This is a genomic window from Kitasatospora sp. CM 4170, assembly GCF_032110285.1.
In the GTDB taxonomy this organism is placed as follows: Bacteria; Actinomycetota; Actinomycetes; order Streptomycetales; family Streptomycetaceae; genus Kitasatospora; species Kitasatospora aburaviensis.
This window is the reverse complement of sequence record NZ_CP134877.1, coordinates 8,450,047-8,471,049: the sequence shown is the minus strand read 5'-3', so window position 1 is coordinate 8,471,049 and position 21,003 is coordinate 8,450,047. Positions and strand designations below refer to the sequence as shown.

General features: G+C 72.6%; 16 protein-coding genes. 7 read left to right on the top strand and 9 right to left on the bottom strand.

What is annotated here, in order from left to right; genetic code table 11:
- Nucleotides 1-4: 4 nt before the first annotated feature.
- Together RMN57_RS35340 and RMN57_RS35335 are read right to left on the bottom strand one after the other, a co-directional pair.
- Nucleotides 5-865, bottom strand: a complete 861-nt coding sequence (locus tag RMN57_RS35340; RefSeq protein WP_313767381.1) for a sugar ABC transporter permease — start codon at nt 863-865, stop codon at nt 5-7.
- A 105-nt stretch (nt 866-970) separates the two neighbouring features.
- Nucleotides 971-2,266, bottom strand: coding sequence for an extracellular solute-binding protein (locus tag RMN57_RS35335; RefSeq protein ID WP_313767380.1), 1,296 nt, complete (start codon nt 2,264-2,266; stop codon nt 971-973).
- A gap of 276 nt (nt 2,267-2,542) precedes the next feature.
- Here RMN57_RS35335 and RMN57_RS35330 point away from each other — a divergent pair, with 276 nt between their 5' ends.
- The 7 genes from RMN57_RS35330 (at nt 2,543) to RMN57_RS35300 (ending at nt 12,877) form a co-directional block, all read left to right on the top strand.
- On the top strand, nt 2,543-3,553 hold the full coding sequence (locus RMN57_RS35330; protein WP_313767379.1) for a LacI family DNA-binding transcriptional regulator: 1,011 nt from the start codon (nt 2,543-2,545) through the stop codon (nt 3,551-3,553).
- Nucleotides 3,554-3,607: 54 nt separating this feature from the next.
- The gene (locus tag RMN57_RS35325) at nt 3,608-6,010 is read left to right on the top strand and encodes a glycoside hydrolase family 95 protein (RefSeq protein ID WP_313767378.1); all 2,403 of its coding nucleotides are present in this window, start codon (nt 3,608-3,610) and stop codon (nt 6,008-6,010) included.
- Between the two features lie 67 nt (nt 6,011-6,077).
- Nucleotides 6,078-7,166, top strand: coding sequence for a galactose-1-phosphate uridylyltransferase (galT, locus tag RMN57_RS35320; protein WP_313767377.1), 1,089 nt, complete (start codon nt 6,078-6,080; stop codon nt 7,164-7,166).
- Entirely contained in the window at nt 7,159-8,382 is a 1,224-nt protein-coding gene (gene galK, locus RMN57_RS35315; protein WP_313767376.1) for a galactokinase, read from the top strand. The genes galT and galK overlap by 8 nt, the downstream gene beginning before the upstream one ends.
- A gap of 159 nt (nt 8,383-8,541) precedes the next feature.
- A complete protein-coding gene (locus tag RMN57_RS35310; RefSeq protein ID WP_313767375.1) occupies nt 8,542-9,018 on the top strand; it encodes a nuclear transport factor 2 family protein in 477 nt (158 codons plus the stop codon).
- 110 nt (nt 9,019-9,128) lie between these two features.
- Entirely contained in the window at nt 9,129-11,183 is a 2,055-nt protein-coding gene (locus RMN57_RS35305; RefSeq protein ID WP_313767374.1) for a hydantoinase/oxoprolinase family protein, read from the top strand.
- Complete coding sequence (locus RMN57_RS35300; RefSeq protein WP_313767373.1) at nt 11,180-12,877, top strand: hydantoinase B/oxoprolinase family protein; 1,698 nt, start codon at nt 11,180-11,182, stop codon at nt 12,875-12,877. Before RMN57_RS35305 ends, RMN57_RS35300 begins: the two co-directional genes overlap by 4 nt.
- An 85-nt stretch (nt 12,878-12,962) precedes the next feature.
- On the opposite strand, the gene RMN57_RS35295 is transcribed toward RMN57_RS35300, so the two are convergent.
- From RMN57_RS35295 to RMN57_RS35265, 7 genes are all read right to left on the bottom strand, one after another.
- Nucleotides 12,963-14,471, bottom strand: a complete 1,509-nt coding sequence (locus RMN57_RS35295) for a helix-turn-helix domain-containing protein (protein WP_313767372.1) — start codon at nt 14,469-14,471, stop codon at nt 12,963-12,965.
- Nucleotides 14,465-15,580, bottom strand: coding sequence for a DUF917 domain-containing protein (locus RMN57_RS35290; RefSeq protein WP_313767371.1), 1,116 nt, complete (start codon nt 15,578-15,580; stop codon nt 14,465-14,467). Before RMN57_RS35290 ends, RMN57_RS35295 begins: the two co-directional genes overlap by 7 nt.
- Nucleotides 15,577-16,905 (bottom strand): hydantoinase/oxoprolinase family protein, encoded by a 1,329-nt coding sequence (locus RMN57_RS35285; RefSeq protein WP_313767370.1) that lies wholly within the window; start codon nt 16,903-16,905, stop codon nt 15,577-15,579. The genes RMN57_RS35290 and RMN57_RS35285 overlap by 4 nt, the downstream gene beginning before the upstream one ends.
- Before the next feature lie 33 nt (nt 16,906-16,938).
- Nucleotides 16,939-18,288, bottom strand: a complete 1,350-nt coding sequence (locus RMN57_RS35280; RefSeq protein WP_313767369.1) for an MFS transporter — start codon at nt 18,286-18,288, stop codon at nt 16,939-16,941.
- 114 nt (nt 18,289-18,402) lie between these two features.
- Nucleotides 18,403-18,828, bottom strand: a complete 426-nt coding sequence (locus RMN57_RS35275) for a hypothetical protein (protein WP_313767368.1) — start codon at nt 18,826-18,828, stop codon at nt 18,403-18,405.
- Nucleotides 18,809-19,030, bottom strand: a complete 222-nt coding sequence (locus tag RMN57_RS35270; RefSeq protein WP_380234504.1) for a tyrosine-type recombinase/integrase — start codon at nt 19,028-19,030, stop codon at nt 18,809-18,811. The genes RMN57_RS35275 and RMN57_RS35270 overlap by 20 nt, the downstream gene beginning before the upstream one ends.
- A gap of 30 nt (nt 19,031-19,060) precedes the next feature.
- Nucleotides 19,061-20,956 carry a serine/threonine-protein kinase gene (locus tag RMN57_RS35265; RefSeq protein ID WP_313767367.1) on the bottom strand — a complete coding sequence of 632 codons (1,896 nt, stop codon included), beginning with the start codon at nt 20,954-20,956 and terminating at the stop codon, nt 19,061-19,063.
- Nucleotides 20,957-21,003 lie beyond the last annotated feature (47 nt).

Below are 21,003 nucleotides of genomic sequence, written 5' to 3'. Positions count from 1 at the left end.
TTTCTCAGTACTCGATGGGCTCGCGGCGCATCAGCCGGCGCAGGACGAGCGTCACCACGGTGACCATCAGCAGGCTGACGATCGCGGCTGCCGTGGCCATCCCGAGCCTCGGCGTCGTGGCCTGGGGGAACGCCTCCGCGTACACGTACATGGCGGTGTTCCAGCTGTCGGCCGGCGGGTAGGAGCTGCTGGTTCCGCCGAACAGCAGGATCAGCTCGAAGATCTTCACCGAGCTGACCGTCCACAGCACCGCGCACACCGAGACGACGTCCCACGCGCAGGGCAGGGTCACGTGGCGGAAGCGCTGGAATGCGTTCGCGCCGTCGAGTTCGGCCGCCTCGTACAGGTACTGCGGGATCTGGTCGACGGCGGCCATGATGATGGAGGTGTAGTAGCCGGTCGCCGTCCAGATCAGCGTGGACAGGATCATGGGCAGCAGGTTGTCCGTCGACAGCCACTTCGGCGGCGTGGTGACCCCGAAGAAGTGCAACGCCTGGTTGACGGGGCCGGTCGGCGAGAACAGGAAGCCCGCCGCGATGCCGAAGACCATGCCGTTGACCAGGCACGGGAAGAACAGCACGGACCTGGCGAACAGCCTGGCCTTCATCTCGCGCAGCACCAGGGTCAGTGCGAAGCTGATGGCGAAGGTGGCCGCGCCGCCGATGAACATCAGCTTCAGGGTGTTGACCAGGGCGGTCCGGAAGAACGGATCCTGGAAGAGCAGTTGGTAGTTGCGCAGTCCGCGCCACTGCATCGACCCCATGCCGTCCCACTTGTAGAGGCTGGTCCAGATCGCGTAGCCGACCGGGGCGAGGAACAGCACACCGTAGGTGAGGAGAGCGGGGGCGGTGAACGGCCAGAACATCCGGCGCTGCCGGGACCGTGGACCGGCGCCGCGGCGGCCCGAGGCCCGCGCGGCCCCCCGGACCGGGTCCGCCCGGGGGCTGTCATGGAGCAGAGTGGGCACGGCTCAGCCCTGGGTCTTCCAGTAGGAGACCTGGTCGGCCTTGCACTTCGCGACGAACTGCTCCGCGCCGGTCTTGCCGTGCCACAGGTCCAGGTAGTTCTTGTCGAGGACCTTCGGCGACCAGTCGCCGGCCACGCCGTCGAAGGCCAGCCGGACGGTCGCGCTGCCCAGCGCCTTCTGGGCGTCGGCGAGTTCGGCCGGGGCCGGGATGTCCTCGCGCGGGGTGATGTTGAGCGCGGTGGTCGCAATGCCGGAGAGCTGCTTCTTCTGCAGGAAGAAGGCGATGAACTTCTCGGCCGCCTCCGCGTGCTTGGCCTTCTTCGGGATCGAGAAGCCGAACAGCGCGGCGTCCGGGCTCTTCACGCCGGGCAGCAGGATCGAGCCGAACTTCCAGCCGGCGGGGACCTGCTTGGCGACCTCGGAGGTGACCCAGCTGCCGTTCATGTAGAACGCCGCCTTGCCGGAAGCCCAGTTGGTCTCCTGCGCCGGGAACTTGGTCGCGTCGTAGCCCGGGATGATGTAGCCGCCCTTGACCAGCTGCTCGACCCGCTGCGCCGCCTTCAGCACCGCGGGGTCGTCCCATGCCGCGCCGGACTTGTCCGCGGCGAGCTTGCTGACGTCGATGCCGCCCGCGTTCAGCAGGTAGTCGAGGTACAGGCCGTTGGTCCAGGGGTCCTCGCCCTCGGAGGCGATGCAGGGCTTGCTCTTGGCCTTGAGCGTGTCGCAGACCTTGAGCAGGCCCGCCCAGTCGGCGGGGGCGCCGGGGAGCGCGGCGGCCATGTCCGGGTCGGCAGCGTTGTAGTAGAGGCCGGTGGTGGCGACCTCGTAGGGGATGACGTAGTGGTTGGACCCGGCCGGGTCCTTCGGCAGCATGTCGAAGTACTTGGCCGGGATGACCTGGGAGACCGGGACGTTCTCGCCGGGGACCTGCATGGACAGCACGGAGGACAGATCGCGGGCCTGGCCCGCCGAGGCGACGGCACCGAAGATCGCGTCGTTGGCCTGGTCCCACAGGTCGGGCGCCTGGTTCGCGGCGATCGCCGGGCCGATCTTCTTCGAGACGTCGCGGCCGGCCCAGTTGACGTCGACCTTGATGCCGGTCGAGGCGGTGAAGTCGGCGATCGCGGCCTTCAGCACCTGGGCCTGCGGTTCCTCGGCCCGCCACATCGACCAGTAGGTGAAGCTCGTCCCGGCCTTGCCGTCGCCGCCGCTGCCGCACGCGCTGACCCCGAGGGCGAGTGCCGTGGCGGCTGCGGCTCCGACGACGCGGGTGACGGCGGGCATGGTGGATCTACGCATGGGGGTGTCCTCTCGGAGGCGCGACGGCCGCGCGGACTCGGGGCAACGTCGGGGGCAGCGAGGCGCCGGACCCGGACCCGCTGGATGGTTGGGAACCGTATAGCCCACTTGACCGGTAAAACAAGGGACCTTGCAATATTCGTGGACCGACCGCGGGATCGCGCGGACGCCGACCCCGAGGCGCAGTTCACGGCCAGGCACGATGGCTTGACTCCCCGCGGGCTTGCGTCCTACGTTCGAGTAGTCATGATTGACCGGTCAAATTCTGGGGCACTGATGGTGACGATGCAGGACGTGGCCGAACGGGCCGGCGTCACGAAGCAGACGGTCTCGAACGTCATCAGCGGCCGGGTGGCGGTACGTCCCGCAACCGCAGCCCGGGTTCGGGCCGCGATCGAGGAGCTCGGGTACACGCCCAACCTGGTGGCCCGGTCACTGGCCACCGGCAGCACCAAGACGGTGGGGCTGTTCGTGCCCACCGTGGCCGGGGCGTTCTACGCCGATGTCGTCGAGGCCGTCGAGGACGTTCTGGAGGAGCACGGCTACCACCTGTTGCTGTGCACCACCCGTCTGGACGGTGAGCGCGCCCGTCGGCACCTCGCCGGTCTCACCAGCCGCTCGGTCGACGCACTGCTGATCGCCGGGGACCGTGACCTGATCGGCCACCTGCCGCTGCTGGCCGACGCCCGGTTCCCGGTCGCACTGTGCGCCTGGGAGAGCGACGCGCCGGGTGCCTTCCCGGTGGTCACCATCGACTACGAGCACGCGGGCTTCCTGGCCGGACGCCACCTGCGCGATCTCGGTCACGAGCGGGTGGCCGTCCTGGCCAGCCCCGACCACGGCCCCCGCCTGGCGGGGTTCCGGCGGGCCTTCGCCGCCGACGGCCTGGCCGTTCCCGACCGTGCCGTCCACACGGCGACCGAACCGACCATCGCGGGCGGCTTCGCCGCAGCGAACGCGGCGTTCGCCGCCGACCCCGGACTGACCGCGATCTTCGCCACCCACGACATCCTCGCCCTCGGCGCCCTGGAGGCGGCGCGGCTCACGGGCCGCTCCGTGCCGAGCGACCTGTCCATCGTCGGCCACGACGACAACCCCGAGGTCCGGCTCGCGCGGCCGGCGCTCACCAGCGTCGCCATCCCCAAGCGGGAGATGGCCCGCCTGGCGATCGAGCTGCTGCTGCGCGCCGTCGCCAAGTCGGGTACCCCGGTCAACTCGCTCCAGCTGCTGCGGCCCGAGCTGGTCGTCCGGGACAGCACGTGCCCGCCCGGCACGCCCACGACCTGAACCGTCGCGCCTCCCCACGGCGCGGCATCCGTTCGCTCCGAAAGGACACCTCAGTTGTCGATCGACCGTGCCTCCGTCCCGGACCGCCTGTGGTACCGGCAGCCGGCAGCCTCCTTCCTTGAGGCGCTGCCCCTGGGCAACGGACGTCTCGGCGCCATGTTCCACGGCGGCAGGGGCGACGGGCACGCGGGAGAGACCGTCCACCTCAACGCCGACACGCTGTGGTCCGGCGGCCCCGGTCCACACGACCGCGCAGGCTCGGCCGCCCACCTGAAGCCGCTGCGCGCGGCCGTCCTCGACGATCGTGACTACGCCGCCGCGGAGGAACTGGCCCGGCGCATGCAGGGCCCCTACCTGGAGGCCTACCAGCCGCTCGCCACCCTCGATCTGACCTTCGACGACAGCCGGGCGGACGAGTACGTGCGCTCGCTCGACCTGGACAGCGCGATCCACCGGGTCGTCCACCGGACCGGTGAGGCGGTGATCGTCCGCGAGTCCTTCCTGTCGGCACCGGCGGGCGTACTGGTCACCCGGATCACCTCCACCGGAGGCGGGCCGATCGACCTCACCGCGCGGCTGGGCACGCCGCACCCGAACGCCCGATGCACCGGCACGGTCCTGGGCGTGTCCGTGCTCTCGGGACGGGCACCCGCACACGTCGCCTTCGGCGAAGACAATCCCACCCACTACAGCCCCGACGAGGGCATGGGCTTCGCAGCCGGACTTCTCGTGCTCGCCACCGGCGGCGAGCTCGGCTACGCCGACGGCGCGGTGACGGTCACCGGAGCGGACGAGGTGCTCCTGCTCCTGACGGCCGAAACCGGCTACCGCGGGTACGCCGAACCACCCGTCGGTCCGGAGGACGGACCGATCGCCCACGTACACCAGGTGTTGGACACCGCCGCGGCCCAGCCCTACGAGCAGCTGCTCGCCGAGCACCTCGCCGACCACCGGCAGCTGTACCGCACTGCGGCACTGCGCCTGGGCCACGACGGGACCGCAGTCGGCCTGCCCACGGACGCACGGCTCGCCGCGGTGCGGGCCGGCCAGGACGACCCGGGTCTCGCGGCCCTCCTGTTCGCCTACGGCCGTTACCTGCTGATCGCCTCCTCCCGGCCCGGCACCCAGCCAGCCAATCTGCAGGGGATCTGGAACACCGACGTCGCCCCGCCGTGGAACTCCAACTGGACGACCAACATCAACCTGCAGATGAACTACTGGCACGCCGAGACCACCGGCCTCACCTCGTGCCACGAACCGCTCTTCGACCTGATCGCGGACCTCGCGGAGACCGGCGCCCACACGGCGGCCACCTACTACGGCACCCGCGGCTGGACGGTCCATCACAACGTCGACCTGTGGCGCAGCACCAGCCCGGTGTCCGGTTCGCCGGTCTGGGCGAACTGGCCCATGGCGGGCGTCTGGCTGTGCGCGCACCTTTGGGAGCGCCACCTCTTCGACGGCGACCGCGTCTTTCTGGCCGAACGCGCCTACCCGCTGATGCGGGGTGCAGCCCGGTTCCTGCTCGACTTCCTCACCGAGGACGGTGAACGCCGGCTGGTCACCTGCCCGTCCACTTCGCCCGAACACCATTTCCGGCTGCCGAACGGCGATCTGGTCGCGGTGTCGGCCGGCGCCACCATGGACCACTGGCTCGCCGCCGAACTCCTCGCCAACACCGCGACGGCGGCGCGCCTCCTGGATGTCGACCACGCCTTCGCCGACGCCCTCGACGCGGCACGCGCCCGTCTGCGCCCGCCGCGGGTCGACGACCGGGGACGCCTTCTCGAATGGTGGGAGGACCTCCCCGAGGAGGACCCCGGCCACCGGCACCTGTCCCACCTCTACGGCCTGTACCCGGGCAGCGCCGTCGACCCGCTCACCGCACCCGCACTCGTCGAACCGGCACGGCTGGCCCTCACCCGCCGGCTGGAGCACGGCGGCGGAAGCACCGGCTGGAGCCGGGCCTGGGTCTGCGCACTCGCCGCCCGTCTGGGCGACGCGGACCTCGCCCACGACAGCGTCAGCGCGATGCTGTCGGAGTTCACCGCGCCCAACCTCCTCGGCCTGCACCCGCCGGACGTCTTCCAGATCGACGGGAACTTCGGGATCACGGCCGCGATCACCGAGATGCTGGTGCAGAGCCAGAACGGGATCCTGCGCCTGCTGCCCGCACTGCCGTCGGCCTGGCCCACCGGCTCGGTCACGGGTCTTCGCGCCAGGGGTGGCGTCGGCGTCGGCCTCGCGTGGGACGGAGGTCGTCTGGTCGAAGCCGATCTGGCAGTGACCCGCACCCGCACCCTCATCCTTCAACTACCGGCCGGCACCGCAAGCCTGGCCGTGACCGACCACAGCCGAGCCCCCGTCGATGCCAAGGTCGTCCAGGCCGCGCCCGGCCCCCGGCTGATCGTCAAGGCCCAGGCGGGTACGACGTACCGCCTGTCCGCCGTCCGCTGACAGCCGCGGCCCTCGGCCGCCTCCACTGCAGCCTCGCTCCAGTTCGCCGCACCAGGAGTACAGAAGCATGAACAAGACCACCACCAAGCTCGCCGACGGCCGCGAGCTGCTCTACTACGACACGGACGACACCTCGGTCCGCGACGTGCTCGACCCGCGCCCGCTCGAACCGGCCATCGCCCTGTCCGAGATCCGGCGCGACCCGTCCACCGGCGACTGGGTCACCATCGCCGCCCACCGCCAGGGCCGCACCTACCACCCGCCGGCCGACCAGTGCCCGCTGTGCCCGTCCCGCGACGGGCGGGCCGGCGAGATCCCGGCCGACGCCTACGAGGTCGCGGTGTTCGAGAACCGCTTCCCCTCACTGGCGTTCGACGCCGCCGCCCACGTCGGCCGCTCCGACGCCCCACTCCGCACCAGCGCGCCCGCCGCCGGCCGGTGCGAGGTGGTCTGCTTCACCTCCGACCACGAGGCGAGCTTCGCCGACCTCACCCCGGAGCAGACCCGTCTGGTCCTGGACGCCTGGACCGACCGCACCGCCGAACTCGCCGCCCGCCCGGGCATCCAGCAGGTCTTCTGCTTCGAGAACCGCGGCGCCGAGATCGGAGTCACCCTCGCCCACCCGCACGGCCAGATCTACGCCTTCCCGTTCATCACCCCTCGCACCGAGCGCATGATCACCACGGCGGCCGAGCACCGCGCCCGTACCGGCGGCAACCTCTTCGAGGACCTGCTGGCCGCGGAACGCGCCGACGGGAACCGGGTCGTCCTGACCGGCGAGCACTGGACCGCCTTCGTCCCCTTCGCCGCCCGCTGGCCGTACGAAGTCCACCTCCACCCGCACCGCCGGGTACCCGACCTGACCCGGCTCGACGAGGCCGAGCGAGCAGAGTTTCCCGGCCTCTACCTGGAACTCCTCCGCCGCTTCGACCGGCTGTTCGACGCCGGCCCCACCCCGTACATCGCGGCCTGGCACCAGGCACCCGTCGGCGGCGGACACGAACTCGCCCTGCACCTGGAGCTGTTCACCATCCGTCGCACCGCCGACAAGATCAAGTACCTGGCCGGCGTCGAGTCCGGCATGGACGCCTTCGTCAACGACGTGGCCCCGGAAGCGGCCGCCGAGCGTCTGCGCGAGGTCGCCACCCGTGGCTGAGCACACGTCCTCCCACGTGAGACATCCGGATGACCACGTGGCCCACCACTTCCAGTCCCTCTTCGGCGCCCCGCCCGAAGGAGTCTGGGCGGCGCCCGGCCGGATCAACCTGATCGGCGAGCACACCGACTACAACGACGGCCTCGTACTTCCGCTCGCCATCCCCCAACACACCGCGGTCGCGATCCGACGCCGATCCGACGACCTCCTGCGCCTGCACAGCCGGCAGGTCGGCGGCCCGCCCGTCGAGCTGCGGGTCACCGACCTGGTACCCGGCAGTGTCGGCTGCTGGGCCAAGTACCCCGCAGCCGTCGTGTGGGCCCTGCGCGAGGACGCACACCCGGTCGGCGGCGCGGACCTGTACGTCGACAGCGACGTGCCCGCCGGCGCGGGACTGTCCTCCTCCGCGGCACTCGAATGCGCGGTCGCCACCGCCTGCAACGACCTCCACGGCCTCGGGCTCTCCAGGACGGAGCTGGCACTGGCGGCGCAGCGCGCCGAGAACGAGTTCGTCGGTGTCCCCTGCGGCGTCATGGACCAGATGGCCAGTATGTCCTGCACCCCGGATGCCGCGCTCCTCCTCGACACCCGGAACCTCGGCTACCGGCATGTCCCGCTGGCACTCGACGGGCTCCGGCTGCTGGTGATCGACACCAGGGTCAAGCACGACCTGGCCGACGGCACGTACGCCAAGCTCCGCGCCGGCTGCGAGCGGGCCGCCGGACTGCTCGGAATTCCCGCGCTACGGGACCTCCATCCGGGCGGGCTGGCCACGGCACTCGACCAGTTGCCGGCCGAACTCCGTCCCCTGGTGCGGCACGTGGTCACCGAGAACGCCCGCGTCGAACAGGCCGTAGCCCTGCTGAACGCCGGGGACCCGGCCGGGCTCGGCCCGATCCTCACCGCCGGACACGCCTCACTACGCGACGACTACCGGGTCTCCTGCCCCGAGACCGACCTCGCCGCCGACGCCGCCGAGGCAGCCGGCGCACTCGGCGCCCGCATGACCGGCGGCGGCTTCGGCGGATCCGTGATCGCGCTGGTCCCGGAAGCCGCCGTCGACACCGTCCGCGATGCCGTCACCACCGCCTTCCGGCACGCCCGCCACCGTGCACCACGCACCTTCACCGCCACCGCCTCCGCCGGTGCCCGACGGTGCACCCGGGAATCTGCGTCGGGTGCGGGAGGCGTGCTCCCGGGCGCAGCAGGGCTGTAGCGGGCTGTAGCTACAGCGGAACGTGCGGGGAGTACGACGCGGGGGCACCGAGCTCACCCCCGGGGTCACGCCCAGTCCGGAGGGGCGGCTGTAGGTTGGCTGCCCGCCGCCGCCCGACCGGCCGCGTTCCCCTCCCCCTCAGCCTTCAGGAGGCCCGCCATGTCCGCACTCCCAGGTTCTTCCGCCGGCGCCCGCCCCGGCGCGAACCCGGCCGACGCCACAGCCGTGTGGCAGGTGATCACCACCATGTACGAGGCCTACGCGGCCGGGGACCGCTCGCGGATCGACTCCTGTCTCGACCCGGAGGCCACTGTCTGGGACTCCGGAACCGCCGAGCTGCTCTTCGGAAAGCCGGACCTGGACCGGGTACGGGAAGCCCGCCCGGCTGCGGACGAGGGGCCGGTGGAGACCGGGCTGGAGCCGTTCGGGCAGGTGGTGGACGTCTTCGGCGACACCGCGGTGCTGCGCTTCTGGCTTCGGGTGGACTTCGCGCCCGAACCGGGCGCCGGCGAACTGTGCCCCGAGCTGGTCCGCAACACCGCCGTCCTGCGGCGTGACGAGGGCGCCGCGTGGCGCATCGTCCACCTGCACGAGGACGTCCAGCAGCCGGGCGGGGTTCCAGTCGGAGATCACTGAACCGGGCGCGGCGCACTGTGGAGGTCCACCATCAGTGCGCCGCGCACACCTCGTCCCGGAGGCCCCGGGCTAGCGTCCTCGGCGATCCCTTGAAGAAGCCGGGAGGCGGCATGACGTATCGGGTGGCCATGGACATCGGTGGGACGTTCACCGATGTCGTCGCCTATGACGAGGACAGCGGTACCTTCTTCGCGGCCAAGGCGCCGACGACGCCGGGAGACCTGGCCGAGGGGGTCTTCGCATCGCTGGGCCGGGCGGTGGACTCGCCCGGCGACATCTCCTTCTTCGTGCACGGCACGACGCAGGGCCTCAACGCCCTGCTGGAGCGCAAGGGCGCCCGCGTGCTGCTGCTCGCGTCGGCCGGCATGCGGGACGTCTACCACATCGCCCGGGGCAACCGGGACCGGATGTTCGACCTGCACTACCGCAAGCCGAAGCCGCTGGTCGACCGCTGCGACACGGTGGAGGCGGGCGGCCGCCTGGACTGGCGCGGCACCGAGCTCGAACCGCTCGACGAGGAGGCCGTGCGGGCCGCCGCCCGGCGCGCCAGGGACGAGGGCTTCGCCGCGGTCGCCGTCTCGTTCCTCTTCTCGTTCGTCAACCCGGAGCACGAACTGCTGGCGGCGAAGATCCTGGAGCAGGAGCTCGGCGAGGACGTCGTCGTGGTGCTCTCCCACCAGGTGGCCGGTGAGTGGCGCGAGTACGAGCGGACGTCCTCGGCCGTCCTGGAGGCCTACACCGGTCCGGTCGTGCGCCGGTACCTGAGCCGGATCGAGGGGCGGTTCGCCGAGCACGGCCTGACCGTCCCGGTCCAGGTGATGCAGTCCTCCGGCGGCATCGTGAACGCCGCGCACGCCCGCCGCCACCCGCTCCAGACGCTGCTGTCCGGGCCGGTCGGCGGCACCATGGGCGGGGCCGCGGCTGCGGCTCTGCTGGGCCGGCCCAACGCGATCTGCGTGGACATGGGCGGCACCTCCTTCGACGTCTCGCTGGTCCTCGACGGGCGCCCCGACGTCTCCAACGAGGGGTCGGCGGACGGCTTTCCGGTCCTCATGCCGCTGGTCAACCTGCACACCATCGGCGCCGGCGGTGGCTCCCTGGCCTACGCGGAGGCCGGCGGGCTGCGCGTCGGCCCGGAGTCGGCGGGCGCCGTGCCCGGCCCCGCCTGCTACGGCCGCGGCGGCACCCGGGCGACCGTCACCGACGCCAACGCGGTGCTCGGCCGGGTCGATCCGGAGTGGTTCGCCGGCGGCCACATGACGCTCGACGTGGTCGCGGCCCGGCAGGCCGTCGGCACCCTCGCCGGCGAACTCGGCCTGGACCCGGTGGAACTGGCGGGCGGCATCTGCGATGTCGCGAACGCCAAGATGGCCCAGGCGATCCGCACCCTCACCGTCGAACACGGCCTGGAGCCGAGGGAGTTCGTCCTGCTGGCCTTCGGCGGGGCGGGGCCGATGCACGCCGTCGAGATCGCCCGTGAGCTCGGCATCCGTGAGGTCGTCGTACCGCGCTTCCCCGGCGCGTTCTCCGCCTGGGGCATGCTCGGCACGGAGGTCCGTCGTGACCTGACCCGGCAGTTCTTCACCTCGGGCGCCGACCTCGACGGCGAGGCCATGGCCCACGCGCTGGCCGCTCTGGAGGACGAGGCACTGGCCGAACTCGCCGAGCAGGGCGTCCCCGTGGAGCGGCGGCGGGTCGAGCACGTCGCCGACATGCGGTACGCGGGCCAGGACTACACCCTCGCCGTGCCCCTGCTGTCCGCTGCCGAGCCGGCCGCCGACGACTTCCTCGCCACCGCCGCCGCGCGCTTCGCCCAACTGCACGAGCGCCGCTACGGGCACGCCACGCCCGAGGCGCCCGTCGAGTTCGTCACCCTGCGCAGCACCGCGCTCGGGGCGCTGCCCGAGATCGCGGCCGTGCCGTACACCGCCGACGAGGACGCCGCCGACACCGCGGCGCGGCGTCAGGTCGTCTTCGGCGGCCGGCCGTACGACACCGCGGTCCTGCGCCGTGAGCGGCTGGCGCCGGGACGGCGCGTCGACGGCCCCGCTGTCATCGTGGAGGCCACCTCCACCACCGTCGTCCCGCCCGACTCGTCGGTCACCGTCGACGAGAACGGCTTCCTCGTCATCGAGGTCGGAATCAAGGTTGGAGCTACGGCATGACCGACGCCGGCACCCGGGCCCTCGACCCGGTCACCACCGAGATCATCCGCTGCGCGCTGCTGCAGGCCGCGGAGGACATGAACACCACGCTCATCCGGTCGTCCTACACGCCCACCATCTACGAGGCGAAGGACTGCGCCGTCGCGCTGCTGGACCGGGACCACAACGTGCTCGGCCAGTCCTCGGGCCTGCCGATCTTCCTGGGCAACCTGGAGGTGTGCACCCGGGCCACCGAGGAGATGTACGGCGCGGAGGTCTGGCAGCCCGGTGACGTCTGGGTCCTCAACGACTCGTACATCGGCGGCACCCACCTCAACGACGTCACCGTGTACGCCCCGATCTTCGCCGAGGACACCGCCGACGGCGGCGAACTCATCGGCTTCGCCGCCTCGCGGGCGCACTGGATCGACATGGGCTCCAAGGACCCCGGCGGTTCGATGGACTCCACGTCCATCTACCAGGAGGGCCTGCGGATGGGTCCACTGAAGATCTATCAGGACGGCGAGCCCTGCGAGCAGGCGCACGCGCTGATCGCCCGCAACGTCCGCTTCCCGCAGCCGACGCTCGGCGACATGCGTGCCCAGGTCGCCTGCGCCCGCACCGGCGCCCGGCGGTTCGCCGAGATCGTCCGCCGCTGGGGCCTGGAGACCGTCCTCGCCGCGCGGGATGCGATCTTCACCCAGACCGAGCGGCTGGAGCGCGAGCAGATCGCCGCCATCCCGGACGGCGTCTACACGGCGACCGGCCACCTGGACAACGACGGCATCGACCTCGCCACCCCGCTGCACGTCACCGTGCGGGTGGAGATCGCCGGCGACCGGATGACGATGGACGTCACCGACTGCGCCGACCAGGCGACCGGCCCGGTCAACTGCGGTGCGGCCCAGACCGTCGCCGCCTGCCGGGTCGGCTACAAGCTGCTGGTCAGCGGCGACGTCCCGCTCAACGGGGGATCGTTCAAGCCGCTAGACGTCCTCACCCGGCCGGGCTCGATGCTGGCCGCCGTCGAACCGGCGGCCTGTCAGTACTACTACTCCCACCTCGGGCTGGTCATCGACCTGGTCGTCAAGGCGCTCGCGCCCGCGGTGCCCGCCCGGGCGGCCGCCGCCAGCTACGGCGACTCGATGATCGTGCAGTTCACCGGGACCGACCCGCGCAACGGCAGGCTCTTCGTGTCCCAGGAGGCCACCGTCGGCGGGTGGGGGGCCTGGCAGACCGACGACGGCGAGTCCTGCCTGATCAACAACGTCAACGGCTCCCTGCGGGACATGCCCGTCGAGGTGTTGGAGACCCTCTTCCCGGTGCGCGTCACCGAGTACGCCGTCCGCCCCGACTCCGGCGGCGCGGGCCGCACCCGCGGCGGCAACGGCGTGGTGCGCGAGTACCGCTTCGAGGCCGACCAGAACCTGTCGCTGTGGTGGGAGCGTTCGGTCACCCCCGCCTGGGGTGTCTTCGGCGGCGGCGAGGGCGCACCGCCCCGGGTCGTCCTCAACCCCGGCCGGGCCGACGAGCGCGAACTGCTCAAGGTCAATGCGCTGGCGGTGCGCGAGGGCGACGTGCTGCGCTGTGAGAGCGGCGGAGGCGGCGGGTACGGCCCGGTCTCCGAACGCCCCGCCGAGGCCGTACGCGAGGACCTCCGGCAGGGCCTGCTCACCCGCGAACGAGCGGCGGCCGCCTACGGCGTCGACGCCTGACGGACTGCCCTGCCACCCCTGATCCGGGGCCCGGTTGCCGACTCCCCCCACTCGGCGGCCGGGCCCCTTCCCGTAGTGGCTTCCCTCAGGACTCCGCGAGCAGGACGCGGCAGGCCAGGTGCAACGACAGTCGCTGCGCCGGGTCCTCCGGGTCGAAGCCGAGCGCGCGAACGCGCTCCATCCGGGCCGCCACCGTGTTCCGGTGCACGCCCAGAACCTCGGCCGCCGCCGAGGGGGCGGCTCCCTGATCCAGGACCACGGCCAGCGTGCGCAGGAGGGTGCCGTCCCGGTCCGCGTGCAGCAGCGGCCCGAGCACGACCTCGGCGGGCCGCCGTAGCGTGTCGGTGGGGAGCGCGGAGAGCAGCTGGGCCGGCCCCATGCGGTCGGCGCGGACCACGGAGCCGGGTACGGCGGCGACCGCCGCGGCGGCCCGGGCATCGGCGAGTGCCGCGCCGAGCGTGTCGGGGCCGTCCGCCGGGCCTGCCACTCCCCCCGCGACCGGCAGGTAGGCCGCCATGGCCGAGACGGCCGAGGTCAGTTGCGCCTCGGCCGTCCGCAGCCAGACTTCCGGGCCCGCGTCCGGCTTGTCGGCCGCCGCGGAGCGCCAGGACACCCAACAATCCTCGGATGCGACGAGTGGCCCGCCGATACCGTGCCTGGCCCAGAGCGCACGCAACGCCGGTCCCGGCTCCGACGCGGTCCCGGCCTCCGCGGCGGGCCGCAGGGCGAAGGCGATCAGCGGACCGGACAGGGCCCAGCCGAGCGCCGCCGCCTCGGTGCGGGTCCGGGCGTCAGCCTCCTCGTCGCTGCTGGCGGCGCCCGTCAACCGATGCAGCAACAACTCACTGCTACGGCCCAGTTGCTCCTCGGCCAGGCGTCGAGTGGCGGACCATGCCGTCAGCTGCGCCACCGCCAGCCGCAGCACCGCCGCGACCGTCGTCGCCCAACCCACCGTCCTCGAACGGGAGTCGGCGACGAGCACCGCCAGCGGCCGCCCGTCGGGCCCCGGTACCTCCACACGCACGGCGTCCGCCGCATCCAGTACGGCCCGCCGCCCCGTCAGCAGCCCGCCGACCGGGTCGGTGAGCGCCACCGACGTCGCGGGCAGCACCGCGTGCAGCGCCGCCAGCACACGGTCGGCATGCGCTCCCGCGTCGGCCAGGCGCTGCGCGGCCTGGGCCAGCAGCGCGGTGCGCCCGGCATCGGGCCGGGACACCGCGGCGGCGATCCGTACCGCGCCCTCCAACGCGTCCTCGCCGATCAGCAGCAGCGGCACCCCGAGCCTGTCCGCGAGGGCCCCCGGCGGATGCGCGGCCACCGCCGCCCCGGGCACGACGACGCAGGCGGCCGCGTGCTCCCACGCCTTGCGCAGGGCCATCTCTACCGTCCAGCCGGCCCGGGCGAGCGCGTCGGTGAGGACCACCGCCGTATGGGGGCGAAGGTCGTCGAGGTCCTCGCGCCGGTCCACGATCCGCACGTCCAGGACCTCGGCGTCGCGCCCGGCCTCACCGAAGAGGCGCACGCCGGGCAGCGGGCCGTACTGGACCAGCTCGGCCACCGTCATCGGCGCCGGCAGGTCGGAACGTCTCACCATGGCGCCGTCTCCCGTCCTCGGCTCTCGTCGTCCGCGTCGGGGCCCAGCAGGATGAGTCCGCCGGCCGCGGCCAGCCGGCGGCCCTGTTCCGAGTGCCAGGCGGGTGCGGCCGGGATCACGACGATTTCGACCTCGGTGCCCGCCACGGCGCGTTCGACGTCCAGCACGCGCTGGTCCGCCACCGAGAGCATCAGGATCTGGTCGGGCGCCGCTGCGACCGGCGCGCCGTCGGCGAGGACCAGCAGCACCTCGTTGTGCGCCTCCAACCGGAATCGCCGGTGCAGACCCTCGGTCTCGGAGACGACCACACTGGTGGGCCGTGACGGAAGGCCCGCCCTCTCGACGGTGTCCGGCCCGTGCGATGCGGGATGCTCCACGGCGGTGATGCGCCCGGTGCCCAGGCGGCGGGGCCGCGGCTGCCAGGGCGCGAACGGGTCGCTCTGCGCGCGCCCCGCCGCCAGGGCCCGGCTCACCGTGCCGGGTACGGCGGCCGCCCCCAACCGCTCACCGTCCATGGCGTAGCAGGCGGCGACCGCCCAACCGCCTGCCGCCAGGACCAGCGGCCGGACCAGTTCCTCCACACGGCTGACGGCGGCCTCCACGACGACCACGTCCCCGGCCGGCGTGGCCACCGCGACCGGGGCGACGTCGATCCCCGCGATGGTGAACGTCGTCTGCTCCAGCAGCGGGAGCACGCGCCCGCAGCCGTCGCCGTCCACCAGGGGCAGGCCGCACGCCGCCGCCGTCACCACGGAGAGCAGGGCGTTCTCGGCCGCGGTGTTGAGCGCGACCACGGCGTCCGCCGCCCGCCCCAGGTGCCGTTCCAGCGCCTGGACGGCCCGGCGCGGCTCGGCTCCCGTGGGCAGGTGTTCGGCGAGTGCGGCCGAGGATCCGAGCAGGCTGACGGTGACGCACAGCTGTTCGGCGCCCAGAGCCGCGGTGTCGAGCAGCGGGACCGGCCCGTGCTCGGCGATCGCGGCTCGGGCCCAGTCGAGACTTGCCCGGTGCGAGGACCGCTCGGCCCCGGCGGCGAGCACCAGCGCCCCCTTCGCGAGTTCCTCCAAGCGTGCGAGGTCCAGCACGACCGTCAGGTCACGCTCCCGGGTCATGACGGCAGCCCCGTCGGCCGGCCGAGCGCGCGAGCACGCAGACGGTGGACGCCCTCGGGGAGGTACGAGACCGGGGTGTGAACGGCGAAGGCGAGGCGGGCGGTGGCCGGGACGGCACCCGCGGCGACCACCCGGGCCATGGCCTGGTCACCGGCGATGCCGAGGAACCGGTCGAGTGCGGCACGGCTGCCGGCAACGGCCACCTGGTCGACCTCGACGGCGATCTCGGAGCAGGCGGCCCCGTACGCGGCGGCCGCGACGGCGGTCGCCGGATCCGGAGTGCGGACCGGGACCAGCCGGGGCTCCCCGCCGGCCGCGAGCAGCACGGCTCCGGGCGTGCGCCGCTGGACTCCGGCGGCCAGGGCCGCGACCTCCTCGGCACCGGCCTGGGACCCGTCACCGCGCGCCAGGATGTCGGCGCGGATCCGGTCCAGGTCCAGGTCGACACCGCCGAGGCCGGGGCCGGCGTCGGAGCGTTCCGCTTCTCCGTCGGTCACGCTCACGCACCGGATCTCCTCCGCGCCGACGTCGACGACGACCGCACGCGCGGCCCCGGCCGCGAGTGCCGCGCCGCGCACCGCGCTCGCGGTGGTGGAGGCCGTGGCGAGGACCGGATAGCGGCGGAAGTAGGAGGCGGAGACCAGTCCGCCGGTGTTGCGGGCCAGGAACAGCGGCGCCCGGACACCGCCGGCGCGCAGGGCCCGATCGGCGGTGTCGTTCAGGCGCGCGGCCCACGGCCGCAGAGCGGCGTTGAGGACCGCGGTGTTCTCGCGCTCGCGCAGCCCCGACCGCCCGAGCTCGTGCGACAGCGTGATCTCCGCCCCGGGCACGGTGTCGGCGATGGCTTCGGCAGCGGACAGCTCCGGCTCGGGGCGGGTGAGTGCACCGGCCGCCGAGACCGCGAACGCCGTGACGCCCTCGGCGGCGGCCTGCCGCGCGAAGTCCACGACACCCGCCCGGTCGAGCGGGGCGAGCAGTCGGCCGGTCAGCGCGGATCCACCGCCGACGACCCGACGGAGCGGGCCGACCGCGCGGACGGCCCGCTCGGGCCAGCCTGCGAGCGGCCCGAGCGAGGGGTGACAGGGCGGGGAGATCCGCAGGGTGGCGACCGGCCGCAGCCGCAGCGGCCCGCGCTCCAGGTCGGTGGTGAGGGCCACGGCATCCACCTCGCCCGCCCTGCCCACGGGCAGCGCGGCGAGCACCGCGCGCAGGCAGTCCCCGATGCCGGGGACGCTGCCCACCACCGCCCGTGCCACCGTCTGCCCACCGGGCGCGACCAGCACGGCGACGGTGGTGGCGCGTCCCACGTCCACTCCCAGTCTCACCTGCATGATCCTGTCACTGTCTGTCCCGGTATGTCACTCCAGCTCGCGACCCTCGGTCTCCGGCAGGGGTACCGCCACGACCAGCGCCACCACCAGGAACGCGGTGATGAACAGCACCGTGGACTCGAACCCGGTCGCCCGCGCCAACAGGTAGCCGACCACCGACGGAGCGACCGAAGTGGAAAGCAGCTGAGCCGCGGTGGCCCAGGAGTAGCCGGTGCCGCGCAACGCGGTCGGGTAGAACTCGCCGTTCCAGGTGTTCCAGACGCCCCACGCACCGAGGCTGAAGAACGACAGCGCGAAGTTGGCGAGGTACAGCTCGGTGAGGCTTCCCGAGTAGGCGAACGCCACCCCGCTGACCGCGGCGGCCCCCACGTACGGCAGGAACACCTTCTTCCGGCCGAAGCGACCGGTCAGGTACGACGCCGAGACATAGCCGGGGATCATGAACAGTGCACTCAGTGCCACGAAGCCCAGGCTGCTGGACATGCTCAGCCCCTTCTCCTGCAGCAACGTGGGCAGCCAGGTCTGCAGACCCCAGTAACCCCAGTTGAAGGCGAAGTTCACGACCAGCATGAGGACGGTGATCCGCAGCAGCCGACCGCGCAGCAGCGCCAGGGGGTTGCCGGCCCGCTCGGGCTCGACGACGGCGAACACCGTACCCTCCGGAACCTCGACCCCGAGGCCGAGCAGCACCTCCCGGGCTTCGGCGTGCCGCCCCCGGCCCGCCAGCCAGTAGGGCGACTCCGGCACCCAGGCCCGGATCGCGAACACCCACAGGCCCGCCAGCGCGCTGGCGATCGCCACGACGTGCCAGCCCGTCCCGGACAGCGCCTGCGTGACCCCCACCGCGGCGAGCACACCGACCGGCCAGCCGATCGACAGGTACACCGCGGCTCGCCCGCGGATCCCGGACGGCAGGAGCTCCATGAAGTACGGGAAGGTGATCGTGTAGATCCCGGCGAGGGCGATCCCGGAGAGCACCCGGCCGGCCATCAGCGTGGCGAAGTTCGGCGAGAACGCGCTGGCCAGCGCCACCACGCCGTACGAGCCGAGGCTCCACAGGCACACGGCCCGCCGCCCGATCCGGTCGGCGACCGGCCCCCAGACCAGGGAGCCGGGGATCATGCCCAGGGCCACGGCCGAGAGGACCCACCCGATCCGCCCCTCGTCGATCGCGAGGGCGTCGCCGAGGTCGGCGGAGACGTAGACCAGCGCGAGCTGCTCCCACGACTCGACGACGAAGGCCATGAACAGGGCGAGGGCGATCATCACGTGCGCCCGCCCGAACGGCATCCGTTCGAAGAAGGCGCCCACGGGCTGCGCACCGCCGACCCCGTCCGGGACCTCGGCGACTCCGGACTCTACTGAGACTGCGCTCATCGGCTGCCCTCCTGGCACTGGTACCGACAGACACACCATCGGACACGGTGTGGCGATGTGAATGCGGGCACCCTAAACAGGTCACCACGCCGGCACCCGTGCTCCGGGCACATATCAGGGGGCCGCGAGTATGCCGGGAGCACTGGTTGCGGAGACGGCGCCGTGACGGGAACGCGGCGCCCTGGACAGGAAGCCGTCGCACTGCGCTGTCGAGCCGCGACCGCCGTCGGGTCCCCCCGAGGCGACCTGCAGGGCGGTGTTCGACGCACCGGCCCCGAGGCCGAGCACGAAGTACAGGCTGAGGCCGTTCGACAGCCGGCCGGGCCGCCGGCCGGGCACGTAGGCGGCCGGTCCCGCGACGACGACGGTCACCGTGGACGCGGCGACCACCAGCAGGGCCGAGTTGGCGGAGGCGGGTCCGAAGCCGCCCTCGTTACAGGCCGCCGACCAGCTCTCGAAGTGGAGCGTGCCGGGCTCGGTCCCTACAGGTTCGGTCGTGAGCCGGACGCGAGGCTTCAGTTCAAGCTGTCGGAAGTGCATGCGCGGGTGAAGCAACAGCGGTTGCCCGGCCTCGGTCGGGCACCTGGGCGGCGCGGCCGATGGACCCGGGCATGTGGTGGCGGTAGATCTTGAAGGTGACGTCGATGCTCTTGTGGCCCATCCACTCGGCGACGTCGGTGATGGGAATGCTGTGGCTGAGGCAGTTCGAGGCCAAGAAGTGGCGCAGGCCGTAGATCCTCACACCACCGGGGATGTCGACGACGTCGATCGCCTACTCAGGATCCTCTTGATCCGCAGCGCGGCGCGGCGCGGACGGCGTACCGAGGTCGTCGGTCCAGACGGCCGGCAGCCGGGCCTCGACGAGCACCCGGCCGTCGCCCGCAGGGGGAAGCTGGACGACCTGCAGCTCGGCCGCGGTGATCTCGTCCCCGTCGTGCCCGGGCCGCACTTCGACGCACAGGTGGTAGTCACGTGACTCGCCGTCCGCGACATCGATTGCGTACTCGACGGCGCCGGGACCGACGTGGTACCCACGGCCCGACAGGTCCTCCACCGATGGTGAGACCTGCTTGAGGAAGCGAACGCGGCCGCCGTCGGACGTGGTGACCCGCAGGGCGAGATCACGGACGACGGCCTGGCGTGTCCGCTCGACGATCGCCGCCAACTCCTCGGGAAGACTCGGCTTCGCCGTGGGTGATGCGGGCGCGGGGACGATGTTCACGGTGCCGCTCAGCGCCGAGGTGATCGACCGGATCTGCGCCACCGACCAGTTGGTGCCGATGCCACGGCCGTGACAGGCGAAACGACCGGCACAGGAGGTCAGCGTGGCGGCCAGCTCGTCGCCGCTCTCCGCCTCGGCCTCGGTGTCGGTCAGCATGATCGCGGTACGCACCGCGTCCGCGTGACCGGCGAACAGCCGGTCGGCGAGCCGGATCCACCGGCCGAATGCCGCCGCCTCCACGGACTCCAGCCCGGCCAGTGCCGCCCGCGCCTCGGCCTTGGCGGTCGCGGTCGCCCGGACCAGCCGCTGGGTGGGCGGGTAGAGCATCCGCGCGTACTCCGCCCCTGCGACGACGGCGAAGGAGACTTCGTCGTCCAGGCCGTCGATGGTCGCCGCGACCGTCGTCCTGACCGCGTCGAAGTCCGCGTCGGGCAGCTCCTTGGAGAGACCGAGCAGGAAGACGAGCGCGCGGGGCACGACCGTCACCGGATCGCCCGGCGCCGCGCCCGCGCCCACCACCGTGACGATCGTGTTGAGCTCGGTGGCGCCCGGAGCGAGGAACTCGTTGTGGTACAGCTCCAGGCCCAGCGCCGGAGCGACTCCGGGCCCTCGGACCGCCGGGTCGGACCGGCCGCGGCCCACGTTCCTGAGGCGCTCCGCGACGGCTCCGGCGTCGGCGGGGCGATCCGCCGGGTCCTTGCCGAGCAGCACCGAGACGAGGTGGTCGAGATCCTCGGGGATGCCCGGCCGGAGCGAGCCGGGGCGCGGGGGCGGGGTCTGGATGTGATGCGCCATCAACGCCCAGAGGCCACCCTCCGTCACGAACGGCGGCCTTCCCGTGAGGAGGGCGAAGAGCACACAACCCAGGGCGTAGAGGTCGGCCCGCCCGTCGACCCGCGCGCTCCGCCACTGCTCGGGTGCCATGTAGTCGGGCGTCCCCATGAGGCTGCCCTCCCGGGTGAGACCGGAGTCGCCTTGGAGGAATCCCGCGAGCCCGAAGTCGCACACCTTGATCCGGTCGCCGGCGAGCAGCATCAGGTTGGCCGGCTTGACGTCCCGGTGGACGATGCCCGTCCCGTGGGCGTAGGCCAGGGCGTCGGCGACCTGGACTGCCAGGTCCACGGCCTGCTGAACGGGCAGTCCGGAGGGCTGCTCCCGAAGCACCCCCGCGAGGTTGCGCCCCTTGATCAGCTCCATGACCAGGTGGAGCTGTCCGTCCTGTTCACCGCTGTCGAAGATCTGGGCGATACCCGGATGCTGGAGCCGCGCGGTGACCTTGGCCTCACGGCGGAACCTGTCCAGGGCGCTGCCCCCGGCGGCCGGATGTGCGGTGAGGAACTTGATGGCGACCTTGCGGTCCAGTCTCGGGTCGTGGGCCTGCCAGACCTCGCCCATGCCACCGCGCCCGAGCGGCACCTCCAGCCTGTACCGGCCGGCGATCCGCATCCCCGGAACGTTCACAGCCCCCCGCAGTCCGTCGGACGCCGTCGTCT